The sequence below is a fragment of the Candidatus Venteria ishoeyi genome (genome assembly GCF_030378065.1).
Classification (GTDB): Bacteria; Pseudomonadota; Gammaproteobacteria; order Beggiatoales; family Beggiatoaceae; genus Venteria; species Venteria ishoeyi.
The window spans coordinates 43,128-61,894 of record NZ_JAUCGJ010000004.1 but is presented as its reverse complement, the minus strand read 5'-3'; the positions used below and the strand labels follow the sequence as shown (position 1 = coordinate 61,894).

Sequence of the window (18,767 nt, the reverse complement as noted above, 5' to 3'; positions counted from 1 at the left end):
GATGTCCGCTGGAGCTAATTGTTAGCACCATTTTTCTTGCTGGTTAACATCTCTATTCTCTTAAGACTTATTGGCTTCTTGGATTTTATCCGCAGATAATAATTTGAGCGCTCGTCTGCCTGAAATTGCAGACTCAGTTTTTCACTCTCTCTATTCACTGTCTTCTCAACAAAATATTCAAACTCACCATTGATAATTTCAATGCAATAATTGGCATTATCACCAAGCCCTTCAAGCAGTAACTGGTACAAACCAAGTTCAAGGTAACCAAGAGGCACGAAATAGGCATTATTTGAAGGAGACCGCAATTTACTCAGCTTGTCACTGCCCCATATTTGATCTTGTGAAAGAGCAACCGATAATGGATAGAAACTACACTCTTCCTTCATATAGCGCAAAAGTTCAAACAATTCCTGAATCATTTTCTTTGATAGCTCGCTACCATGACGGCGAATATGCTGATCAGTGGCACTCTTTGGCAAGTGGAAAGCCATCCTTCCACTACACTCACCTTCATGGCATTGTGCACATGAAGTATTGAAAATAATCACTGACTCAATTTGAATGCTATCAGTTGCCAAAGCAAATGGAGGCAATGTGATAATAATTACTACTAGAATTGTGCGGTAAAATATATTTCTAAGATAGTTCATTCGAATAAATTAATTAATATTTTATGCTAATGGTGAGTTGAGGTATTTCATCTTACGGCGTCTTATTCATTGTAACCAATTGAAATTATTACCTAACCAGGTAAAGTCAGGTATCTAATTACTCTTTCTGGTTCTGAATAGCATTTTGATATTGCAAGCGTTTATGTTTTACATCGCCAGCCGCAGAAATGCCGCCAAGCTTAAGACCGTGATGACTTTACTGCGATATTGCCAGATATGTTACCAAGGAATGGGTAAAAGCACACAAAAAAAGTAAATATTATCCCAGCCGGGGTTTCATGAAGTTCGCAGCTTGGGGGTTTCAATTTATGAAGAATCAAAATCCAAAGCGATTGTTCAAGCTTTACTTGGGCATACCCGTGAGAAAATGACAGGGCATTATTTGCAGGGGCATAAAATAAACCGGGTTGAGTTAGAGCTTTAGAAGATTTTTGCAAATGAAGGGGGGGGGAACTTGTAAGCCATTGTTTAATTGGCTCCCCGGGACGGATTCGAACCGCCGACCCAGTGGTTAACAGCCACTTGCTCTACCTGCTGAGCTACCGGGGAATATAAAAACTGCTCATTGCAAGCAGAAATCAGGCTGCGCATAATATAAAACCCCGCCATACTTGTCAAGAATGTTTTTGATATTCTGTATAAATAAGCTGTAATAACTGTTGCGCCAACTGGGTTTTATGCATACGTGGCAGTTGTTTTTTGCCTGCTTTCCAATAGACGCTTAAACAATTATCTTCCTGATCAAACCCCAGATTTTTACCCACGGGGTTGGCAGCGATCATATTGAGTTTTTTACGTTGCAATTTATCCAGGGCATAATGTTCCAGATCCTGGGTTTCCGCAGCAAAACCTACCGTAAACGGTGCTTCTGGCAAAGCAGCCACTGCGGCTAAAATATCCTGGGTACGTTCCAGTTCCAGATGCATTGTATCGTTATGTTTTTTAATTTTATGCACTTGTGCCTGTACAGGGCGATAATCAGCAACGGCGGCGGCAGCGATAAAAATGTCAGCCTGAGTGATTTGTTCTATCACGGTTTGATACATTTGCGCAGCACTTTCTACCGGATAATAATCAATGCCAGTGGGGCAGCTTAAAGCGCTGGGGCCACTGATCAGAATAACTTTTGCTCCCATCATTTGCGCGCTGCGGGCAATGGCGTACCCCATTTTCCCGGAACTGCGGTTGCTGAGAAAACGTACCGGATCAATAGCTTCATGCGTTGTCCCCGCTGTAATCACAAGACACATCTTGCTGAAGATTTTCTCTTGCCAGAATGCGTTGATTTTCTCAATGATTTCACTGACTTCCAACATACGCCCCGCACCTGTTTCGCCACAAGCCTGAACACCGGAGTCCGGCCCCCAAATCAATGTGCCGCGTTTGTCCAGGCATTGGATATTGTCCTGCGTTGCAGGGGCTTTCCACATTTGTTGATTCATTGCTGGTACTACAGCCAAAGGCGCATCACTGGCAAGACACAGGGTGGATAATAAATCGCTGGCAAAGCCATGAGCCAGCCTTGCCATGCAATTTGCGCTGGCGGGTACAATCACAATTAAGTCTGCCCAACGTGCCAGTTCAATATGTCCAAAGCTGGATTCCTGACTTACGGGCTGCACCGTATCAGTAATCCACTGCTGCTCAACCTGGGAACCGGATACAGCTTGTAAGGTCAGGGGCGTGATAAATTGCGCCCCGCCTGAGGTCAGCACAATGCGGATTTCTGCGCCTTGCTCGCGCAGCCTGCGTACCAGTTCCGGTACCTTATACGCTGCGATACTACCCGAAACACCCAATAAAATACGTTTATTTTTTAAAATCATCGCTATAAACTTGTATGAAACAACATTGTGTATATAATAACAATATGTAAGGAAATATTGGAATCCAAAATGACTTCTCTCACAGAAAAACAAATACAGGTTTTGGTTTGCATTGCCAGCGCAATTCGGCAAGGTGGGCCGCCAACGCGCAAAGAAATTGCTCAGCAACTGGGATTCAGTTCCGCTAATGCCGCACAACAACATTTACGTGCATTAGAGCGCAAAGCCATGCTGAAATTGCGCAGTGGCAAGTCACGCGGTATCAGTATTACCCAGGAAGGCTGGAATGAAATCAAAAAATACCTGCCGCCTGCTGAAGAGTTTGAAAATCAACCCGTGATAATGGATGAAGGCTTGCCCGTTGTGGGGCGGGTTGCAGCCGGTAAACCCATTCTCGCGCAAGCACATATTGAAGATCATTATCGTATTCCCGCAGAAATGTTTACCCCGCCAGCAGATTATTTACTGCGGGTTCAGGGCGACAGTATGCATGATTGTGGTATTTATGACGGTGATTTACTTGCCGTAAAAGCTTATGACGGCGTACCGCGTAAAGGTCAGCTTGTGGTTGCCAGAATCGAGGATGAGGTCACGGTTAAGCGTTTTTTCCGTGAAAGTGAAAATGTGCCTATTGTACAATTATTACCTGAAAATAGTGACCCATGTTATCAACCAATTACTGTGGATCTGCGTTACCAGCAACTGAATATCGAAGGCTTGGGCGTGGGTATTATTCGCAGTGGTCGCAACAAACCGCTTTAAAAACCTTTCAGGTTTTTAAAGCGGGTTAAATTGAAATAGATTTCCTGCAAAGAGGATGAGACACCAAAGATTTTGCTTTTGCTTCAAAAATGAAGCTTGGCAGATTTTCCGAGTCACCTGGCTTAGGAGGCTGTCCGAGAACATAACACGCCTTGTTATTCCCACGAACTTCTGCACTTTCTGCGGCTAAAAAATTTCCTTTTAATAAAGCCGCTGAAAATGCAAAAAAATACTAAATAGGCAATACCTACCGAACTTGAGTTTACTCATCATCCGGGAATTCGTCTTCCCCGGCAATTAATTCATCCAGGCCCAGTAACAATAAGTCACCTAATAAGGCATCACGACCTTTCAAGTCTGAATTCAGGCTCTCATAATCTGTCCCTTGCTCTGCAACCAGCGTTTCCAGACGTTGCGCTAATTCATCAGGAACTTGTATTTCCAGTGTTTGCATCTTGCTTCCTCATTCAGGATTCGTTCAAAAAATCATTTATGCCTATTATATACACTCTAAGCCTACAGTCTATCCACTTCTGCTACTTTTCCAAACATAAGCAGCCCAAATCATGAGCCATATTGTGCTAAATATCAATGCTGGAAGCCAGGGTGCATACAATTGGACAAAAGCGTATAACAGTAACAGCAAGCCTGTAATCAATAAGATAACCCCAATCTTTTCTGAAATATCAGGTACTTTGCCAAGCATGGCAAGTAAACCCAGCAGCACCAGGAAACTGCCCAGCAAACTTATCCACAGGCCACGATCCTGTGCTTCTGCCGCCACATAAGGAATTTCTATCCAGGTATCCTCTTTGGCCTGGTTGGCATAGAGCTTTTCAAAGGCAAAATGAATACCGCGTTTGGGTACCTGTAAATGTAAACCTTGCTGCTGATTGCTGTTTTGTTTGCGCAACTGCATCGCGGTTTGTATGCTTTTGGCAGCAACCAATCTGCCCACAGCCAGCCTGTCCATATTGCTGTCAGGCTCCTGATAATCCAGTTTATCAGGTAAATATAAATCCCAGCGTGAATGGGTGACTATCATGTCCGGGCGTGGCAGTACGCTGTAAATCGCACCAGACTGCCCCAGGGCTTCCAGTTTGCTGGCATAAATCACTTCCAGGGGAAAGCCTGCCGTGGAATTAATCATTTTAATTAATACGCTGCGGCGATTGGCATTACTGACAGCGGGTTCTTCGGCTTCTGCGGGTTTTTCACTTTTACCGCCGACAAACACTGACCAGACTTCCGCATCTGGCGGCAGTTGCAGGCGCAAAAACTGTTTGCGGCTGTTGCGTATGGTATAACGCGCAGTGGTTACGCTGAGGCCGTCACGGGTGAGCAGGGTGTGATAAGCCGCTTTCTCAATGGCGGCAACCTGTACGTCCAGTTCTTTATGGCGGGTGATTTTCAAACCCAGTCGATACGGGGTGTCTGCGCGTACATAACGATAAGCCAGCAAAATCGGGTTAGTAGTTTTTAATACCAGTTGCTGCGGCAGTTCATTTAAGTCCAAAGACGACAACTGCACCAGTGAAGAGGCCTGTACTTCCACGGCGGCTAAGGCTTCAACCGCAATGCGTCCATATTCCACTTCGGCATCGGTCACTGATACCAGCGGCACGCTGTTTTCTTCACTACCTTCCGCCAGAATCACTTCATAATTGAGTTCCAGTCGAAACTGGCCTTCAATTTCCTGGGTAAACTCTACATGCAGCTTTTGTTTATCTGCTTCGTTATTAATTTGATAGGTGCGCAACGCCGGACTGTTCAACGCCAGCACGTTAACATCCTGCGGCAGCCATAGGTTTAAGTCCATCACACTGCCGGATTTAATATTTAATTCCAATGTTGCCGCACCTTTTAAGGTGACATCACCAATGGAAATCAAGGTATCCGTGCGCACGTCAAATTTGCCACGTTTGCGCTCGGGGGTAATGGCCTGCGCCATCAGCAGCGGTTTGTTTCCACTGTATTTATAAGTATGCGCCACGGCCATTTTTAAGGCTTTACGCACATGGGTGGGTAGCTGGTTTTCTCCCACCCGCGATAAACGTTCGGTTTGCAGGGGTTTTAAGGCCAGTTCCGGGCCGGATAATAAGGCCAGCATACCGCGTTGGCGGTGGACATCAACGGCGCGTAATAAAGGCACCTGGAAATTTTCAGGTTTACCGCTGAGCAAGTATTCGTAATTCACCTTAAAGTGGAACTTGCCCTTAACCTTGCGATCCAGGAAAATACGCACGTTTTGGCGTTGCTGCGACTGGCTGCCTGTCTTGTCTACAGCGTCTTCTAACATGCGCCAGTCCGTCACCTTGCCGATTTTGGTACTGATTTGGTTAATCTGGGTGTTTGCCGGTACTTCAAGCTCCAGAATATTGGTTTCTCCGCGTGTCACCTGATACAACACAAATGCCTGTCCGTGTAATACGCCTTCTTCTGCGTGAACCGCATGATACAGGCTGGCATTGGCGCGTAACTCATCTTTGATTTCTGTAGGCACGGCTTCTGTCCAACTGAATGTCACCTGGGTGCGCATGGGAATATAAACACTGGCAACAGTTTCGCCCTCATCTTCCGTTGCTTCGCTTGAAGCACTTTCTGCCTCACTGTGTTCCAGTGTAACGGTTGCTGAAGGAGTGACCTGCACTTGTTTTTTCCCCGGCAGGCTTAATTCAAAAAAGGATACCGGCACTTCCGGCACCAACAGCGTGGCATTGGGCGAACCCTGATTTTTCTGAATCGGCACTTCAAAATACACCTTGATTTCATAACTGCCTGCACCTTGCAGCAGCGTGGCAAAATGCGCTTGGCGGGTAATTGCCAGTACCTGCTGGCCTTTCCCTGGATTTTTGCTTTCTGCTGCTTTTAATAACAGCATGGCTTTTTCATCATTGACCAACACTTCGGTCAAAGTGACTTCGCGTGGAAACAAAGGCAAATGGATAGGGTCGTCAGTAAACACCTCGACATTAAATCGCGCTGCCCAGCGCAAAGCATCGCCTTCTTGTTCACCCTGATAATGCGCACGGCTGAGTACATAATCCTGCTGTAGCGGTGCTTTCCAGGCAATTTGCAGGGCATTAGCAGCGGGAATCTCCGCGCTGACATGGGTTTCCCTGGCTTTATTTTCTGTATGAATATTCACTGCGGGTATGACCGAAGCCACCACGTCGGTTTCTTCAAAAATCATAGACAAGTGGCTGGCAGGGGCTTTAGGCAGAGGTGCAGCCAGTACCAAGCCCTGTTTTGAAGCCAGCGCATCCAGCTTATATTCCAATTGCACGGCATAGGTGTCCGCCTTTTGCACTGCCCAACTGAAACCCGCAGAGGTACGCACCAACTGTACTGGCTGACCATTCACGCTGGCTTGCGCTAAAGCAGTGCTGGCAGGTAAAAAAGGAATCAGCGTCCATTCATCAACAAAGCTTTGCACTTGAAAATGGATATTGATATGAGCATGACTGCGCTGATTTTCACTGCGAATGCGCATGTCAATTTGTGCCTTGCCAATGGCGTAACTGGCGGGGGCTGCTTGTGGCGGATTTTCAGCCAATTTGAGTAGTTTACGGTATACATCCAGCGGTACGCGCACTTCACCGCTGGCATTTTCCCAGTCTTGAGGCTCGAATTCAGTCTCCGCTTGGACAAAATGTCCAAAACAGCTCACAATACAAAACAGTATCCAGAATCTTATTGGCATGATTCGATCTCCTCAACTGGTTCTAACAAGTATTTCTAAAAATAGTAACAGGAGTTGTTTTAATATGAAACGCTTATCTATTTTTACACACAGTTCATGGTTTGTGCGTATTGCTGTTTATGTGGCGCTGTTCGTCATCATCGGCAGTATTCTGATTGGTTTATTGATGCTTTCTCCGGTTTCTGAACGACTCAGTCTTGAATCAAAACTAGGAGACGTTGAAAAAGAAAATCATGAGGATTATGTCCTTTTCGACTTGCCTGTGCCGATGCCCCAAGAAATTGACGCGGATAGTTTTGAGGTATCCGATGAGGAGATGGATGATGAAGCGGGTGCGGTGTATGAAGCACAAAAACAAGACAGTTTTTATGGGCAGGATAATAAACCTGCGTCCAAACGACATGTACCCATGACAGGAAAACGCAGCGAACAAGTGCTGGCGGAAGAAGAAAGCACCCGTGCAACCAGTAGCGATTATGCACAAAAAAACGCTATGTTTCGACAACTCGCTATAGAAAAACAAATGGCTCCGGTACAATCCACTGTAGGCCAATCAACGCCAGAACAGCCAACTTCAGGTATCGCACAACTTCGGGCCTTGAATCTGACTGGAGCAGTTGATGGCCTGCGCAAGCTTAAACCCACCTCACCACAAAAGCTGCAACGGGCCTTAATGAAACCCAAGGCTCCACCCGCTCTGATAACAGGCAGTGTTGCAGGCGGCGAAGCCTTGCGCAGAGACAGTAGCATTGCCAATGGTCGTTTGCGCAATGAAAACCGGGAACTTAAGCAAAGAAAAAAAGCTAAAAAACTTCAAAATAAACTAAAAGATAAACAAGCGCCCCGCAAAGCCCTTGCCCTGGCTGAAACCGTAGTAGCAGATTTTTATCAACAACGTGAGCAAATTCAGGGTTTATCTTATCAGGAGGCCAGCGGTTACTGGGAAAATAGCTATGTACCCGGCGATCCCTTGTTACGCCATTTGCAGGTGCGTCTTAATCGTCAAAAGCTGACTGCCGGTATCCGGCAAACCGCCTTAAAACAAATCTGGCAGCCGTTTGATCCCCCCCTGGATGCTGCGCTGGCAGTATATTTACACAGTGATAAGACTGCAATACAAGGGCCTACGCGACTACTGGCGCAAGTTGGCCTGAAAGGCAGCCTGCGCCACAGTGGGCGGCGACCGGCAATGAATGTGGGTATTATTCTGGATTTACGTACTGCGCTCAGCAATGAAGAAAATGCTGCGGTGCGTGCTTTGCTCAAAGCCTTTGTGCAGGCGCGGCGCAGCACAGATCGCTTTGCCTTAACCGTGGCTGGCGTACCCGGTGGTACGCTATTACCGCCGGAAGATTTTCGCCACGGCCCCTTGCAAGTCAAAATGGCTCAGTTATTTGGACAGGGCGCAGAAAGCCAGAGCGCACCCACCCTGAATCTGGTGGAGGCTATGCAAAACACCATGTCCTGGGTGCAGGGCCACAGCAAAGCCGATGCCTTACTGGGCAGCAGCGCAGTCATTCTAATTTCCAAGGGCAGTTTTGGCAGTGACCTGAGTATTTTGGAAAACCTCGCACACCACAGCGCGATTCGCGGCATCCCTCTGAGCCTGATTCAGTTGGCGGCTGCGTCCAATAAAACATCCCTGAACTATCAACAGGATGAGGAGATTCAGCGTTTAACCCTGATAGGTCAGGGCAACCGCCGTTTTTTACGCCGCCCGGATGCGGCAACCGGTCTGGTGGATAAAGAACTGCATTCAGCAGGCCGCACCGTGGCACGCGCCGTGCGTTTGAATATTCGTCTGGCTCCGGGAGTTAAACTGGTGGATGTTATCGGCTCCAAACCCCTGGCACAGCAACGCAGCCAGCAGGTCAGGCAGGCAGAACAAAGTTTGGATCAACGACTGGCGCGCACCCTGGGCATACAGCGTGATCGCAGTCGGGATGATGCCGGTATTCAGATTATGATTCCTGCTTATCATGCAGGTGATAGCCACAGTATTTTGCTGGATGTGGTCGTAGAGCGCCCAGGGCCGATCATGGAAGTGACAATGCGTTATAAGGATTTGGTGTATTTGCGTAATGGCAGCAACCAGGCGCAGCTCAGCCTGGGCAGTCAGGAAAGCCCACGCGGGCCGTTGGAATATAATGTGGTAAAAAACCTGCTGGCGATTCAATTAGCCAACAATGTGCGCCGTGCCGGTGAATATTTGGAACAAAATCAACAGCAAGCAGCTTTGAAATTATTGCAGCGCTACCAGAGCCTGTTGCAGTCGGTACAGCAGCAAACTGCCTTTTGGCATAATGACGCGGAACTGCTTCAAGATCAGGCCATGCTCACAGCCAGTGTACAGCAATTGAACTACAGTTCTGCTACGGAACGCCGTTTGCTGGCAGATCGTTTGCTGTATGCGGGGTTTATGAAAGTATTGCCAGAGTCTGCTGAGCCTTAGCACAGGCAGATTATAGGAAAACCTGAAATTTTACAGGATTTTGTAATTGCTGATTTAAATCCCTATTAAACGAAGGTGCTGCCATGTATCCCGATTTTATTCAATATTTACTCACTCATCCCCATGCTTACCCCCATCAGACTAAGCAGATTGAATTGGTCGAAACGCATATTTCCTGGGTGCTGCTGGCGGGGGCATTTGCTTACAAAATCAAAAAACCAGTTAATTTTGGTTTTCTTGATTACACACATCTGGCACAACGCAAGTTTTATTGTGAAGAAGAATTACGCTTAAATCGACGCTTGGCCCCGGATTTGTATTTAGCACTTATTGCGCTTACCGGCAGCACTAAAGCCCCTCGCTTAAATGGCACAGGCGTTGCGTTTGAATATGCCGTTAAAATGTTACGTTTCCCCCAGGAAAATCAACTGGATCGTTTACTGAGCCGACAACAACTCAGCAGTCAACGCATTGATGAACTGGCGCAAATTATGGCAAGATTTCATCAACAGCTTCCTCCAGCGGCGCAGGATACTGCCTGGGGCGAACCTAGCGCCATTTATCAACCGGCAATGGATAATTTCACTCAGTTAGGCAATATGCTGCCACTGAATAACACCTTATCTGAACAAATTCAGCACTTGCAACAGTGGACTGTAAACACTTATCAACAGCTTAAATCAATACTGATACAGCGTAAACAACAAGGTTTTATCCGGGAATGTCATGGTGATATGCATCTGGGCAATATCACAGTGATGCAGGGTAAGCTACTGATTTTTGATGGTATTGAATTTAATGCACAGCTACATTGGATAGATGTTTGCAGCGAACTGGCTTTTACCCTGATGGATTTACAGGCGCATGGGGAAATGGGTATGGCGCGGCGTTTACTGAATGCTTATTTAAGCCATAGTGGTGATTATGCGGGTTTGAAAGTGTTACGTTTTTATCTGGTCTATCGTGCGATGGTACGTGCTAAAGTTTATGCTTTGCAGGCACAGCAAGCCAAACCGGGCAGTCAAAATCATTGGCAGGCATTGCAGGCGCTGCAAAAATACCTGAACCTTGCCGAAATTGAAAGTAAACGCCAGGATAAACCCGCTTTACTGATTACTTATGGGGTATCGGGTAGCGGAAAAAGTTATTTCAGTCAGCAACTGCTGGTGCAGGTGGATGTGATTGTCTTACGCTCTGATGTGGTGCGTAAACGTTTGTTTCAAAACCAATCAGCAGACAAGGCAACACTGGCAAGCGGTATGTACAGTCAACAGGCCACGCAAACCACTTATGAATACCTTGAGCAACTCTGCCATTTGTTATTAAATGCCGGTTTCAGTGTTTTGGTTGATGCCACATTTTTACAACAGAGCCAGCGCCAGCGTTTTGCCGCAATTGCCAAAGTTGCAGCCTTGCCGTTTTATATTCTGGATTGCCAGACGGGTGAACAAACCTGCCGCCAACGTATTGAGCAGCGTTTGTCACAACATCAGGATGCTTCTGATGCCACGCCTGAAGTATTAAAATACCAGTTACAAACCATGCAGACCCTAACCCCAGAGGAACAAGGCTATCGTATTCCAAAATTGCCAGCATCACGCATAATAAATCTTCTAAATCCGCAGGCAGCCGAAACGGGTATCATGGAATAGTCGTGAAATTTACCAATAATGCAGTTGCTGGCATTCGAGAATTATAAAATCCTCGTTCCTTAGGAGTGAGGATAAAATAAATACAGAAACTGGGCGCAGGATTTTTATTCATTTTCAAGGCGTGAAAACAGGCGCATAGCAAGCTATGTAACTGTTTTCGGAACACAGAAAATGGAGAAAAAGACCAGCCAAGTTGCTGAAGTTATAAAATTCTCGCTCCTTAGGGTTGCTTTTGATATTGTAATAAAGCACCATCTTTTTCATACAAGGAAAGTACGCCATTTTCCAAAGCCACTTTTTCATAGCGATGCATCAATTTGCCATTGCTGGCGATAATGTTGAGCTGCCCCCGATTAAATTGCCATTGCCCTGCTTCAAATGGCAGGTTTTCCAAATGGGAAAGATAATAATGTATGCCCTTACTGATGCCAAATTGCAGCCGCATAACCGCTTCCCCCCCTAAACCTCGCCATTCACCAATCAGGGACTGAGCCGTTAGGCCATGGAAATTACCCTGGTAGTAGTGCTGTAACGCCTGAGTTCTATGAACAGTCATACGAGCTAAACACTGTTGTTGGCTGACACCATAACTCTGTTGTGCCAGACAGTTTTCATCACGAAACGGCAGCCATAAACGTTGGCTGGTGCGCAATTGTTTTTTATCATGTTTATGCAGACTGCCCATAATGTGTCGATATGTTTGATTAAGCTGGCGGTCTGCGCTGGCATAATCAGGTGCAGTCTTTGCCTGTGGCAGTGGTTTTTGCAGATAAGTGTTTTGCCATTCTTTTACTCTGTTTGCGGTCAAGGTTCTCAGGCATTGCATATCTGCTAATTTTGTTGTTGTACGCTGACATTGCGCGTCACGAAAGCGTATCCAATTGCGTTGTGACAGACGCAAAGCGCGTTGCGTGGCTTTTGGCAATTTTTTCATGAGTTGCTGATAATGCTGATTTAAGGCAGCATCCGCCTGTTGCCATTGCTGTTTTACGCAGGTCAGTGAATTTTTATTGTCACTACAATTGCTGCTTGCAACGGCCTGACTGCTCAATGCGCCAATATTGAACAATAAAATGATGGCTAAGAATAAACGGAAAAAAGGATAGTACATGGCAGTTATCTCTATAGGCTGTTTATGTGTACGCTATTATTTAGGAGCGAGAATTTTATAACTTCAGAAACTGGGCGGGTCTTTTTCTCCATTTTCTGTGTTATAAAAACTGTTACATAGCTTGCTATGCGCCTGTTTTCAAGCCTTTGCTGAAGTTATTTTGCTCCTGTTCCCTGGCGATTATCTTCATCCCGTAGAGGACGTGTCATTAACCGCACTTTTACCCCGTTGCCTTCCAGCATCGCAATTAAACGCAGCACCTGCTCATAGGTCACCTGCCTATCGGCGCTGATGACAACCGGGCGTTGTCGATTAATCCGCAAATGCGCCAAAACATGCGCCCCCAATTGTTGCCAGTTGTGTGGCGCATAAGCTTGATCCTGCGCATTTTCATCACTGAGCAAAGCAACGCCGGATTTTATGACCTTAATCAGCACAGGTAAAGCCGGATCGGGCGTATTGGGTGCGGTTTCAATCACCGGTAAATCTACTTCAACGCCCTGTGTGAGATCCAGCATGGGGGATGTCACCATAAAAATGATTAACAAAACCAGCATGACATCAATATAAGGTACCACATTCATTTCCGCCATTAAACGACGGCGGCGACGATAAACCGGCATGATATTCCCCTGAAAATAGCACTATTCATTGGTGCTGCTGGTTGCTCCAGTTGCAGCAGGCGAGGTATAGGCATGGCGTTGTAACACGCTGGTAAATTCCTCGCTAAAGCTATGATAACGTGACAACAAACGATCAACCTGAGTGATTTGTTGATTATACGCAATCACTGCGGGAATCGCGGCAAACAAACCCAGAGCGGTGGCAATCAGCGCTTCTGAAATACCCGGTGCCACCATTGCCAGCGTAACTTGTTTGGCATCTGCCAGCGCATGAAAAGAATGCATAATGCCCCAGACCGTGCCAAATAAACCAATATAGGGGCTGACTGAGCCAATTGTTGCCAGGGTGGGCAGGTTTTTTTCCAGCTCATCGGCCTCATTATTTAATACGATTTGCATCGCGCGCTGGGTCGCGCTTAAGCGATCAGCAGCAATCGCTTCAGCCTGTTTGCGCATTCTTGCAAACTCGGTATAACCTGCCATAAATAATTTTTCCATGCCTTGTTCATGGTAATCATGGGCATTAATACGGTTATATAGGCTGGCAAAATCCCGTGACTTCCAGAACCAGTCTTCAAAACTACGGGCATGTTGCCCGGCTTTTTTCAGACGACGACTGTTGTAAAAAATTAAATACCAGGATACAAAGGATAAGGTCAGTAATAACAACATTACCATCTGTACCAGCAAACTGGCATCCAGGACTAATTCTAAAATTGTCGTATCAAATTTCATAGGCTCAAAAACTAAGGTGCAGTGTTTTGGGATAAAGACTTAGGAGTGAGAATTTTATAACTTCAGCAACTTGGCTGGTCTTTTCCTCCATTTTCTGCGTTGTGAAAACAGTTACATAGCTTGCTATGCGCCTGTTTTCACGCCTTGAAAATGAATAAAAATCCTGCGCTCAGTTTCTGCATTTATTTCATCTTCACTCCTTAGCTATTAAAAACTCTGCCGCCCTTCCTCGCGTCCATATTGTATCCAATGCTCCCAAGCGTCCATACCTACTGCTGCAACATCGGGGTTGGCTGCAAAATATTTTTCTGCATCAAATGCCTGTTGTGAAATATCTGCTGGCAATGAGTGTGGTTGCTGCGACTCTGGCTCTCTTAGCAACTTCTGGGTGCTGTCACATGACGATAGCCTGCCAGCCGCAAAGTCATATCCATATCTTACTCTTTACTTGCTAATAAACTAAAACAAGGGCCATTAGGATGTTCTGCCGTTGCTTCACCATAAATCTGGATATTTTTAAATCCAAAAAATACCAGTGCATCCAAAATTGTTTGCCGTGGCAGCCAGCAACTGCTGGTTTCCGGCCCGCCACAAAAACCATTCCAGTTTAATGCGGCCTGATAATCCTGTGGATAAAGCGTGTGTTGAAAACCTGCCCAGCTTGTTTCTTGCCCCTGGGCAAATTTGTCAGCCGGAATATTGGGATTGTTAGCCAGTATTTCTTTATCGTAATAATGCGTCCAGATAAATAATCGGTCACTGGTTTTAGCCAGTAGTTCCAGCAATTCCACTGGGTTTTTCATGTGATATAACACGCCACTGGCAATACTTAAATCAAAGTGTGGCACTTGTTCACGGCGCAACCAGGTGACAAAATCGCCTAATAAAAAACATACCCGCTGTAACTCCAGCACTTCTTTCATGACTAAACATTTAAGATAAGCCCGGGTATTGGCTTCAATCGAAGTAACAGAGGCTGCGCCTGCCTGTTCCAGCATATAACTGTGTCCGGCTTCCAAAGGCCCCAGTTCCAATATATCCTGACCGCTGATGTCACCTATTTGTTGTAACATCCAGGCAATGCGATCATCTTCAAATAAACCCGCCTGACCGGTCGTTTTTAGTGGCGCGTAAGCCTCTGGAAGCTTGGAACGCCATTCACCCTGAAATAAATTTAGCGCATTTTGTGGTGTAGGTAAGTTTGTAATATAGGCATCGAGAATATTATTGCTTGGCATTCATATTCCTTAGATTTGGTGTAAGGTAACTCACAGCGAATACCCCCCCATTTTGCTGGTCTTTTTACCCGTTTTCCGCGTTATAAAAACCGTTACATAGCTCACTATGCGCCGGTTTTCACGCCTTGAAAACGGATAAAAATCCTGCGCGCTACGGGGGTGTTACTTCTTGCGAGTTACCTAAAATAATTATTTCATGTAACACAATGGTAGTTTTTTATGTCTAAGAGAATAAGTAGGCTACCTTTGCATAATATTCATTATTAATAACAATTTCGCTTTATCTATGCAAGTATTAAACAACTAAGATTAAGGAAAAAATTTATTTCAACTATAGTTTGAAAATAGAAATACCTTCATGCAAATCGTGTGCGGTTTGATCCAGTTGTTGCAGTGCTTGATTCGAGTGCGACAGGGAGTCTGCGGTCTGGCGTACAGAGTCGTTTAATTCACTGATAGCGTCACTGATTTCATCGGCACTGAGGGTTTGTCCCTGCATCCCTTCGCGTACGGTTTGAAAGTGAGGCAGCAGGCTTTTCATACGCTCAATAATATCGGCTAATTGCTGGCTGACCTGATCGATGCCTTTGACTTCATGACGAATCTGGCTGCTAAATTGCGCCATGCCTTGTACGCCGCCAGATACCGCGCTTTGCATTTCTTTGACAATCTGTTCAATATCCCAGGTGGCTTCGGCTGTTTGATCGGCAAGACGACGGATTTCAGCCGCCACGACACTGAACCCCAAGCCATAATCTCCGGCTTTTTCCGCTTCAATCGCTGCATTTAAGGATAGCAGGTTGGTTTGATCGGCAATTTTGGTAATTGTTGTCACAACCGTGCCGATGTTATCGGCTTTTTCCTGTACCAGTTCCAGCTTGGCATTAATAATATCGGTGGCATCCAGCATCTTGTGCATGGATTGCTCCATACGCAATAAGTCGGCATGTCCGGCTTCAGCAGATTCTGAAGTATTTTGCGCCAGTTCCGTCACTTCATTCATGGTATAAGCCAGATCGCGGGTTGATTTTGAAATCATGGTGGCTGTGGACATGATTTCATTGGCTGTTGCCGCTTGCTCGGTAACGGTAGCTTCCTGCTCACGGGCTGTCACTGCAATCTGTCCGGTTGCCGCGCTCAACTGGGCACCGGAGGCTTGTAAATGCGCAACTAATTCAGAGAGGTGTTGTACCATAATCTGCATGGCTTGCAACATACGCCCGGTTTCATCTTTCTGAACTTCATTGGCTTTTAGGTGTATGCGTAAATCCCCTTCGGAAACTTGCTCGGCCACCCGCACCGCACGAAATAAAGGCGTGGTAATACTTTTGACCAAACGTCTTGAGCCTAAGGCGGAAAGCAGTAGCATTGCCAGAATTGCCAGTATACTTAAGGAAGTTAAGGTATTAAGCCAGGTGAGCAAATCCTGATTGTTATTTTTCATTTTTTGTTGTTCATATTTGCCCAATTGGTTAATAGTGTAACGAATATTTTCCAATAAGGGGGCAACCTGCGTGTGCAGTAAGTAGGCATCCTGCCGCCACTGCGGGCTACTGTGCAGCTCACGAACTTGTTGCAGATTTTCCATATACTGTATTCTGGTTTTTTGAATCTGTTTAAGTTCCTCTCCCTGTACAAAATTTATATCATCACCTAAAGCCGCAATCAGCTTTGCTTCGTAAGTCAGAAACACCCTATAATATGCATCAATATTGCTAAACGTTGCAACGCCGCGATGGGCTAAAAAACCACGTAATTCATTAACAATCTGTGACCAGGTATGACGCATCTGATAAAGTATTTTCACTGTCCCCATATTATCCATATCTTCTTGCAGTAAATTACTGATAGATTGCAGTAATTCCAAACTGCCAGGGTTTAAATGCACTTGTGAATAATCGAGTGCCGGATAGTTTTTCTGGTCATCTTCAGTCAGGGCAATAATATCTTGACCTTTGTTATAAAAAAGCTCCGATTGTTTGCTGATGGCTTTGCTCAAACGACGAATTTCAGGATTGATATGGGTCTGTGGATGTTGCTCTAATTCCAGCAATAAGGTATCCAGTTCTTTTTTACTATCAAAATATTTTTGTTTAAAAGTCACATCCCGGCTGAGCAGGAACATTTCCAGCAAACTCAGGCTTTGTTCCATCTTATTTGCCAGCAACATGGTGTTTTGCACCATAGGCAAATCGTTATCAACCACTTCCGAAAACTGTTGCTTGAAATTGGATATCATGATGATAGCAATAAGTACCGCTATTAACAGGATAAACAGGAAACTGGAAAAACCCAGCCAGAGTTTTTGACGAATCGTGAAATTAGGTAGAGAAAAAACTGCCATGTCGTAAATACCTTGGGGAACTTGAGTCAAGCATTAGACTTTTAAATTTAATGTTTTCAAAAATGCTTGGGCTTCTGGTGGTAATGAGGTAAAGACAATTCTGAATAAATACTGTTGTGTGTCGTCTTGTTGTTTTGTTGCCGATTCTGCCACTGGTGCAGTTGCTGGCAATATAGCCGTTACTTTAGCATAGAGTTCCTGATACAACACAGCCTCTTGCGCATTAAGCAGGCTGATTTTTAGATTACTCAGTTTATCAATAGGGGTTTGGGTTTCCACATCGGCGCTATTTTCCAGTAAGCGCAGAATTTTACCAGGCCATAAAACCTGCCCTACATCTTTTTCCGCCAACACCGTAAATTGAATCGCCAAAGGTGTAGCCAGTATTGATAATGGCTGGCTTATCTTTTCAGGTAAATAAATATTAAAGTCTCCACCAATACCACCAATTTCACTGATGGTCATGGGTTTTTTAACGCCCTTGGGCATCACTTCCATCTGCTCATCAATGCGTAATATATCGCCACAAGCTTTCAGGGTATGCTCAGAAACCAGAATCTGTCCACCAATACTATAAGATTCTATGCGTGAAGTCAGGTTGACATGCTGCCCCACCACGCCATATTTAGCGCGTTTGCTAGAGCCAATATTGCCTACCACCAACGCGCCGGTATTAATGCCTATGCCCATATCGACTTCTGGGTAATTCGCATCACGATTCATCTGATTGACTTCCGTCATTGCCTGCTGCATTTCCAGTGCGCAAGCCACAGCGCGCTGGGCATCATTATCACGTTGTACCGGCGCGCCAAAAATCGCCAGAATTGCATCGCCGATAAACTCATCAATGGTGCCTTGATACTTGAAAATAATATCTGTCATGCGCTCCAGATAAATATTGATCATGGCAACCACCGTTTCCGGTGGCAGGCGTTCACTGATGGCGGTAAACCCCCGTAAATCCGTCATCATGATCGTGGCAACACGCTTTTCTCCGCCCAGTTCCAGACCATCAGGGGATTCCAGTAATGTATCCACCACATCTTCAGACAAATAACGTCCGAAAGTCTGGCGAATAAAGCCATTGGCTTTTTCCAGTTCCTTCATGGCTTCATTTCTTTCCAGCAGGTTAATATAACCCCGGGAATGATGGCGAATACGCGCAATCACCTCCAGCGGATCAGGCAGCTTGACCATGTAATCGTTAGCGCCGACACTGAAAGCCTTAGCCTTGACATCACCTTCTTCCTTGCTGGATAAAACAATCAGTGGCACATCACGGGTTGCCGGATTGGCGCGAAAATAACGCACTAATGTCAAACCCTGTACTTCAGGCATCACCAAATCCTGCAAAATAACAGTCGGTTGGATTTTATTGGCAAGCCCAATGGCGCGGGTGGGATCCTGACAATAATGAAAATCAATATCCGGTTCTTCATGCACCATGCGCTGCACGGCTTCGCCGATGATCTGTTGATCATCGATCAATAAAACCGTAATCCGGTGGGAAGTCAGCGCAATGCCGTGTTCTGTGTCCATAAATTAACGTGTGCAGGCAGATATTATTACCGAGGCGGTCATGATAGCATCCTCTGCGCCTTAGCGCCTTAGCGGGAGATAAAAATATATTTTTGAGCACTCCAGGAA

14 protein-coding genes and 1 tRNA gene are annotated in these 18,767 nt (G+C 45.6%); 3 read left to right on the top strand and 12 right to left on the bottom strand.

What is annotated here, in order from left to right:
* Positions 1 to 14: 14 nt before the first annotated feature.
* From QUF61_RS02090 to coaBC, 3 genes are all read right to left on the bottom strand, one after another.
* Positions 15 to 653: a hypothetical protein gene (locus QUF61_RS02090; RefSeq protein WP_289680240.1), complete on the bottom strand. Its 639-nt coding sequence runs from the start codon at positions 651 to 653 to the stop codon at positions 15 to 17.
* Between the two features lie 494 nt (positions 654 to 1,147).
* Positions 1,148 to 1,223 (bottom strand) — tRNA-Asn (locus QUF61_RS02085).
* Between the two features lie 65 nt (positions 1,224 to 1,288).
* Complete coding sequence (coaBC, locus tag QUF61_RS02080) at positions 1,289 to 2,500, bottom strand: bifunctional phosphopantothenoylcysteine decarboxylase/phosphopantothenate--cysteine ligase CoaBC (protein WP_289680238.1); 1,212 nt, start codon at positions 2,498 to 2,500, stop codon at positions 1,289 to 1,291.
* 69 nt (positions 2,501 to 2,569) lie between these two features.
* Between coaBC and lexA the strand changes: the two genes are divergently transcribed.
* Complete coding sequence (lexA, locus tag QUF61_RS02075) at positions 2,570 to 3,262, top strand: transcriptional repressor LexA (protein ID WP_103920782.1); 693 nt, start codon at positions 2,570 to 2,572, stop codon at positions 3,260 to 3,262.
* Positions 3,263 to 3,524: 262 nt separating this feature from the next.
* On the opposite strand, the gene QUF61_RS02070 is transcribed toward lexA, so the two are convergent.
* Positions 3,525 to 3,716: a hypothetical protein gene (locus QUF61_RS02070; protein WP_103920783.1), complete on the bottom strand. Its 192-nt coding sequence runs from the start codon at positions 3,714 to 3,716 to the stop codon at positions 3,525 to 3,527.
* 69 nt (positions 3,717 to 3,785) lie between these two features.
* Positions 3,786 to 6,965, bottom strand: a complete 3,180-nt coding sequence (locus QUF61_RS02065) for an LYR motif-containing protein (protein WP_289680235.1) — start codon at positions 6,963 to 6,965, stop codon at positions 3,786 to 3,788.
* 64 nt (positions 6,966 to 7,029) lie between these two features.
* Here QUF61_RS02065 and QUF61_RS02060 point away from each other — a divergent pair, with 64 nt between their 5' ends.
* Positions 7,030 to 9,417 carry a hypothetical protein gene (locus QUF61_RS02060; protein WP_289680233.1) on the top strand — a complete coding sequence of 796 codons (2,388 nt, stop codon included), beginning with the start codon at positions 7,030 to 7,032 and terminating at the stop codon, positions 9,415 to 9,417.
* A gap of 83 nt (positions 9,418 to 9,500) precedes the next feature.
* Complete coding sequence (locus tag QUF61_RS02055; protein WP_289680230.1) at positions 9,501 to 11,069, top strand: bifunctional aminoglycoside phosphotransferase/ATP-binding protein; 1,569 nt, start codon at positions 9,501 to 9,503, stop codon at positions 11,067 to 11,069.
* 220 nt (positions 11,070 to 11,289) lie between these two features.
* On the opposite strand, the gene QUF61_RS02050 is transcribed toward QUF61_RS02055, so the two are convergent.
* From QUF61_RS02050 to QUF61_RS02020, 7 genes are all read right to left on the bottom strand, one after another.
* Positions 11,290 to 12,180 carry a lysozyme inhibitor LprI family protein gene (locus QUF61_RS02050; protein WP_289680228.1) on the bottom strand — a complete coding sequence of 297 codons (891 nt, stop codon included), beginning with the start codon at positions 12,178 to 12,180 and terminating at the stop codon, positions 11,290 to 11,292.
* Positions 12,181 to 12,335: 155 nt separating this feature from the next.
* Positions 12,336 to 12,803 (bottom strand): biopolymer transporter ExbD, encoded by a 468-nt coding sequence (locus QUF61_RS02045; protein WP_289680226.1) that lies wholly within the window; start codon positions 12,801 to 12,803, stop codon positions 12,336 to 12,338.
* Positions 12,804 to 12,824: 21 nt separating this feature from the next.
* Positions 12,825 to 13,538 (bottom strand): protein TolQ, encoded by a 714-nt coding sequence (gene tolQ, locus QUF61_RS02040; protein ID WP_103920790.1) that lies wholly within the window; start codon positions 13,536 to 13,538, stop codon positions 12,825 to 12,827.
* A 207-nt stretch (positions 13,539 to 13,745) separates the two neighbouring features.
* Complete coding sequence (locus QUF61_RS02035; RefSeq protein WP_289680224.1) at positions 13,746 to 13,883, bottom strand: hypothetical protein; 138 nt, start codon at positions 13,881 to 13,883, stop codon at positions 13,746 to 13,748.
* Between the two features lie 92 nt (positions 13,884 to 13,975).
* A complete protein-coding gene (locus tag QUF61_RS02030; RefSeq protein WP_289680221.1) occupies positions 13,976 to 14,776 on the bottom strand; it encodes a class I SAM-dependent methyltransferase in 801 nt (266 codons plus the stop codon).
* Positions 14,777 to 15,107: 331 nt separating this feature from the next.
* A complete protein-coding gene (locus QUF61_RS02025; protein ID WP_103920793.1) occupies positions 15,108 to 17,120 on the bottom strand; it encodes a methyl-accepting chemotaxis protein in 2,013 nt (670 codons plus the stop codon).
* Between the two features lie 33 nt (positions 17,121 to 17,153).
* Positions 17,154 to 18,659 (bottom strand): adenylate/guanylate cyclase domain-containing protein, encoded by a 1,506-nt coding sequence (locus tag QUF61_RS02020; RefSeq protein WP_289680219.1) that lies wholly within the window; start codon positions 18,657 to 18,659, stop codon positions 17,154 to 17,156.
* Between the last annotated feature and the right edge of the window lie 108 nt (positions 18,660 to 18,767).

What these genes read in the sequence shown, in the direction of transcription:
- QUF61_RS02090 (WP_289680240.1), bottom strand. Translation starts at nt 653, where the DNA reads ATGAACTATCTTAGAAATATATTTTACCGCACAATTCTAGTAGTAATT.
- coaBC (WP_289680238.1), bottom strand. Translation starts at nt 2,500, where the DNA reads ATGATTTTAAAAAATAAACGTATTTTATTGGGTGTTTCGGGTAGTATC.
- lexA (WP_103920782.1), top strand. Translation starts at nt 2,570, where the DNA reads ATGACTTCTCTCACAGAAAAACAAATACAGGTTTTGGTTTGCATTGCC.
- QUF61_RS02070 (WP_103920783.1), bottom strand. Translation starts at nt 3,716, where the DNA reads ATGCAAACACTGGAAATACAAGTTCCTGATGAATTAGCGCAACGTCTG.
- QUF61_RS02065 (WP_289680235.1), bottom strand. Translation starts at nt 6,965, where the DNA reads ATGCCAATAAGATTCTGGATACTGTTTTGTATTGTGAGCTGTTTTGGA.
- QUF61_RS02060 (WP_289680233.1), top strand. Translation starts at nt 7,030, where the DNA reads ATGAAACGCTTATCTATTTTTACACACAGTTCATGGTTTGTGCGTATT.
- QUF61_RS02055 (WP_289680230.1), top strand. Translation starts at nt 9,501, where the DNA reads ATGTATCCCGATTTTATTCAATATTTACTCACTCATCCCCATGCTTAC.
- QUF61_RS02050 (WP_289680228.1), bottom strand. Translation starts at nt 12,180, where the DNA reads ATGTACTATCCTTTTTTCCGTTTATTCTTAGCCATCATTTTATTGTTC.
- QUF61_RS02045 (WP_289680226.1), bottom strand. Translation starts at nt 12,803, where the DNA reads ATGCCGGTTTATCGTCGCCGCCGTCGTTTAATGGCGGAAATGAATGTG.
- tolQ (WP_103920790.1), bottom strand. Translation starts at nt 13,538, where the DNA reads ATGAAATTTGATACGACAATTTTAGAATTAGTCCTGGATGCCAGTTTG.
- QUF61_RS02030 (WP_289680221.1), bottom strand. Translation starts at nt 14,776, where the DNA reads ATGCCAAGCAATAATATTCTCGATGCCTATATTACAAACTTACCTACA.
- QUF61_RS02025 (WP_103920793.1), bottom strand. Translation starts at nt 17,120, where the DNA reads ATGGCAGTTTTTTCTCTACCTAATTTCACGATTCGTCAAAAACTCTGG.
- QUF61_RS02020 (WP_289680219.1), bottom strand. Translation starts at nt 18,659, where the DNA reads ATGGACACAGAACACGGCATTGCGCTGACTTCCCACCGGATTACGGTT.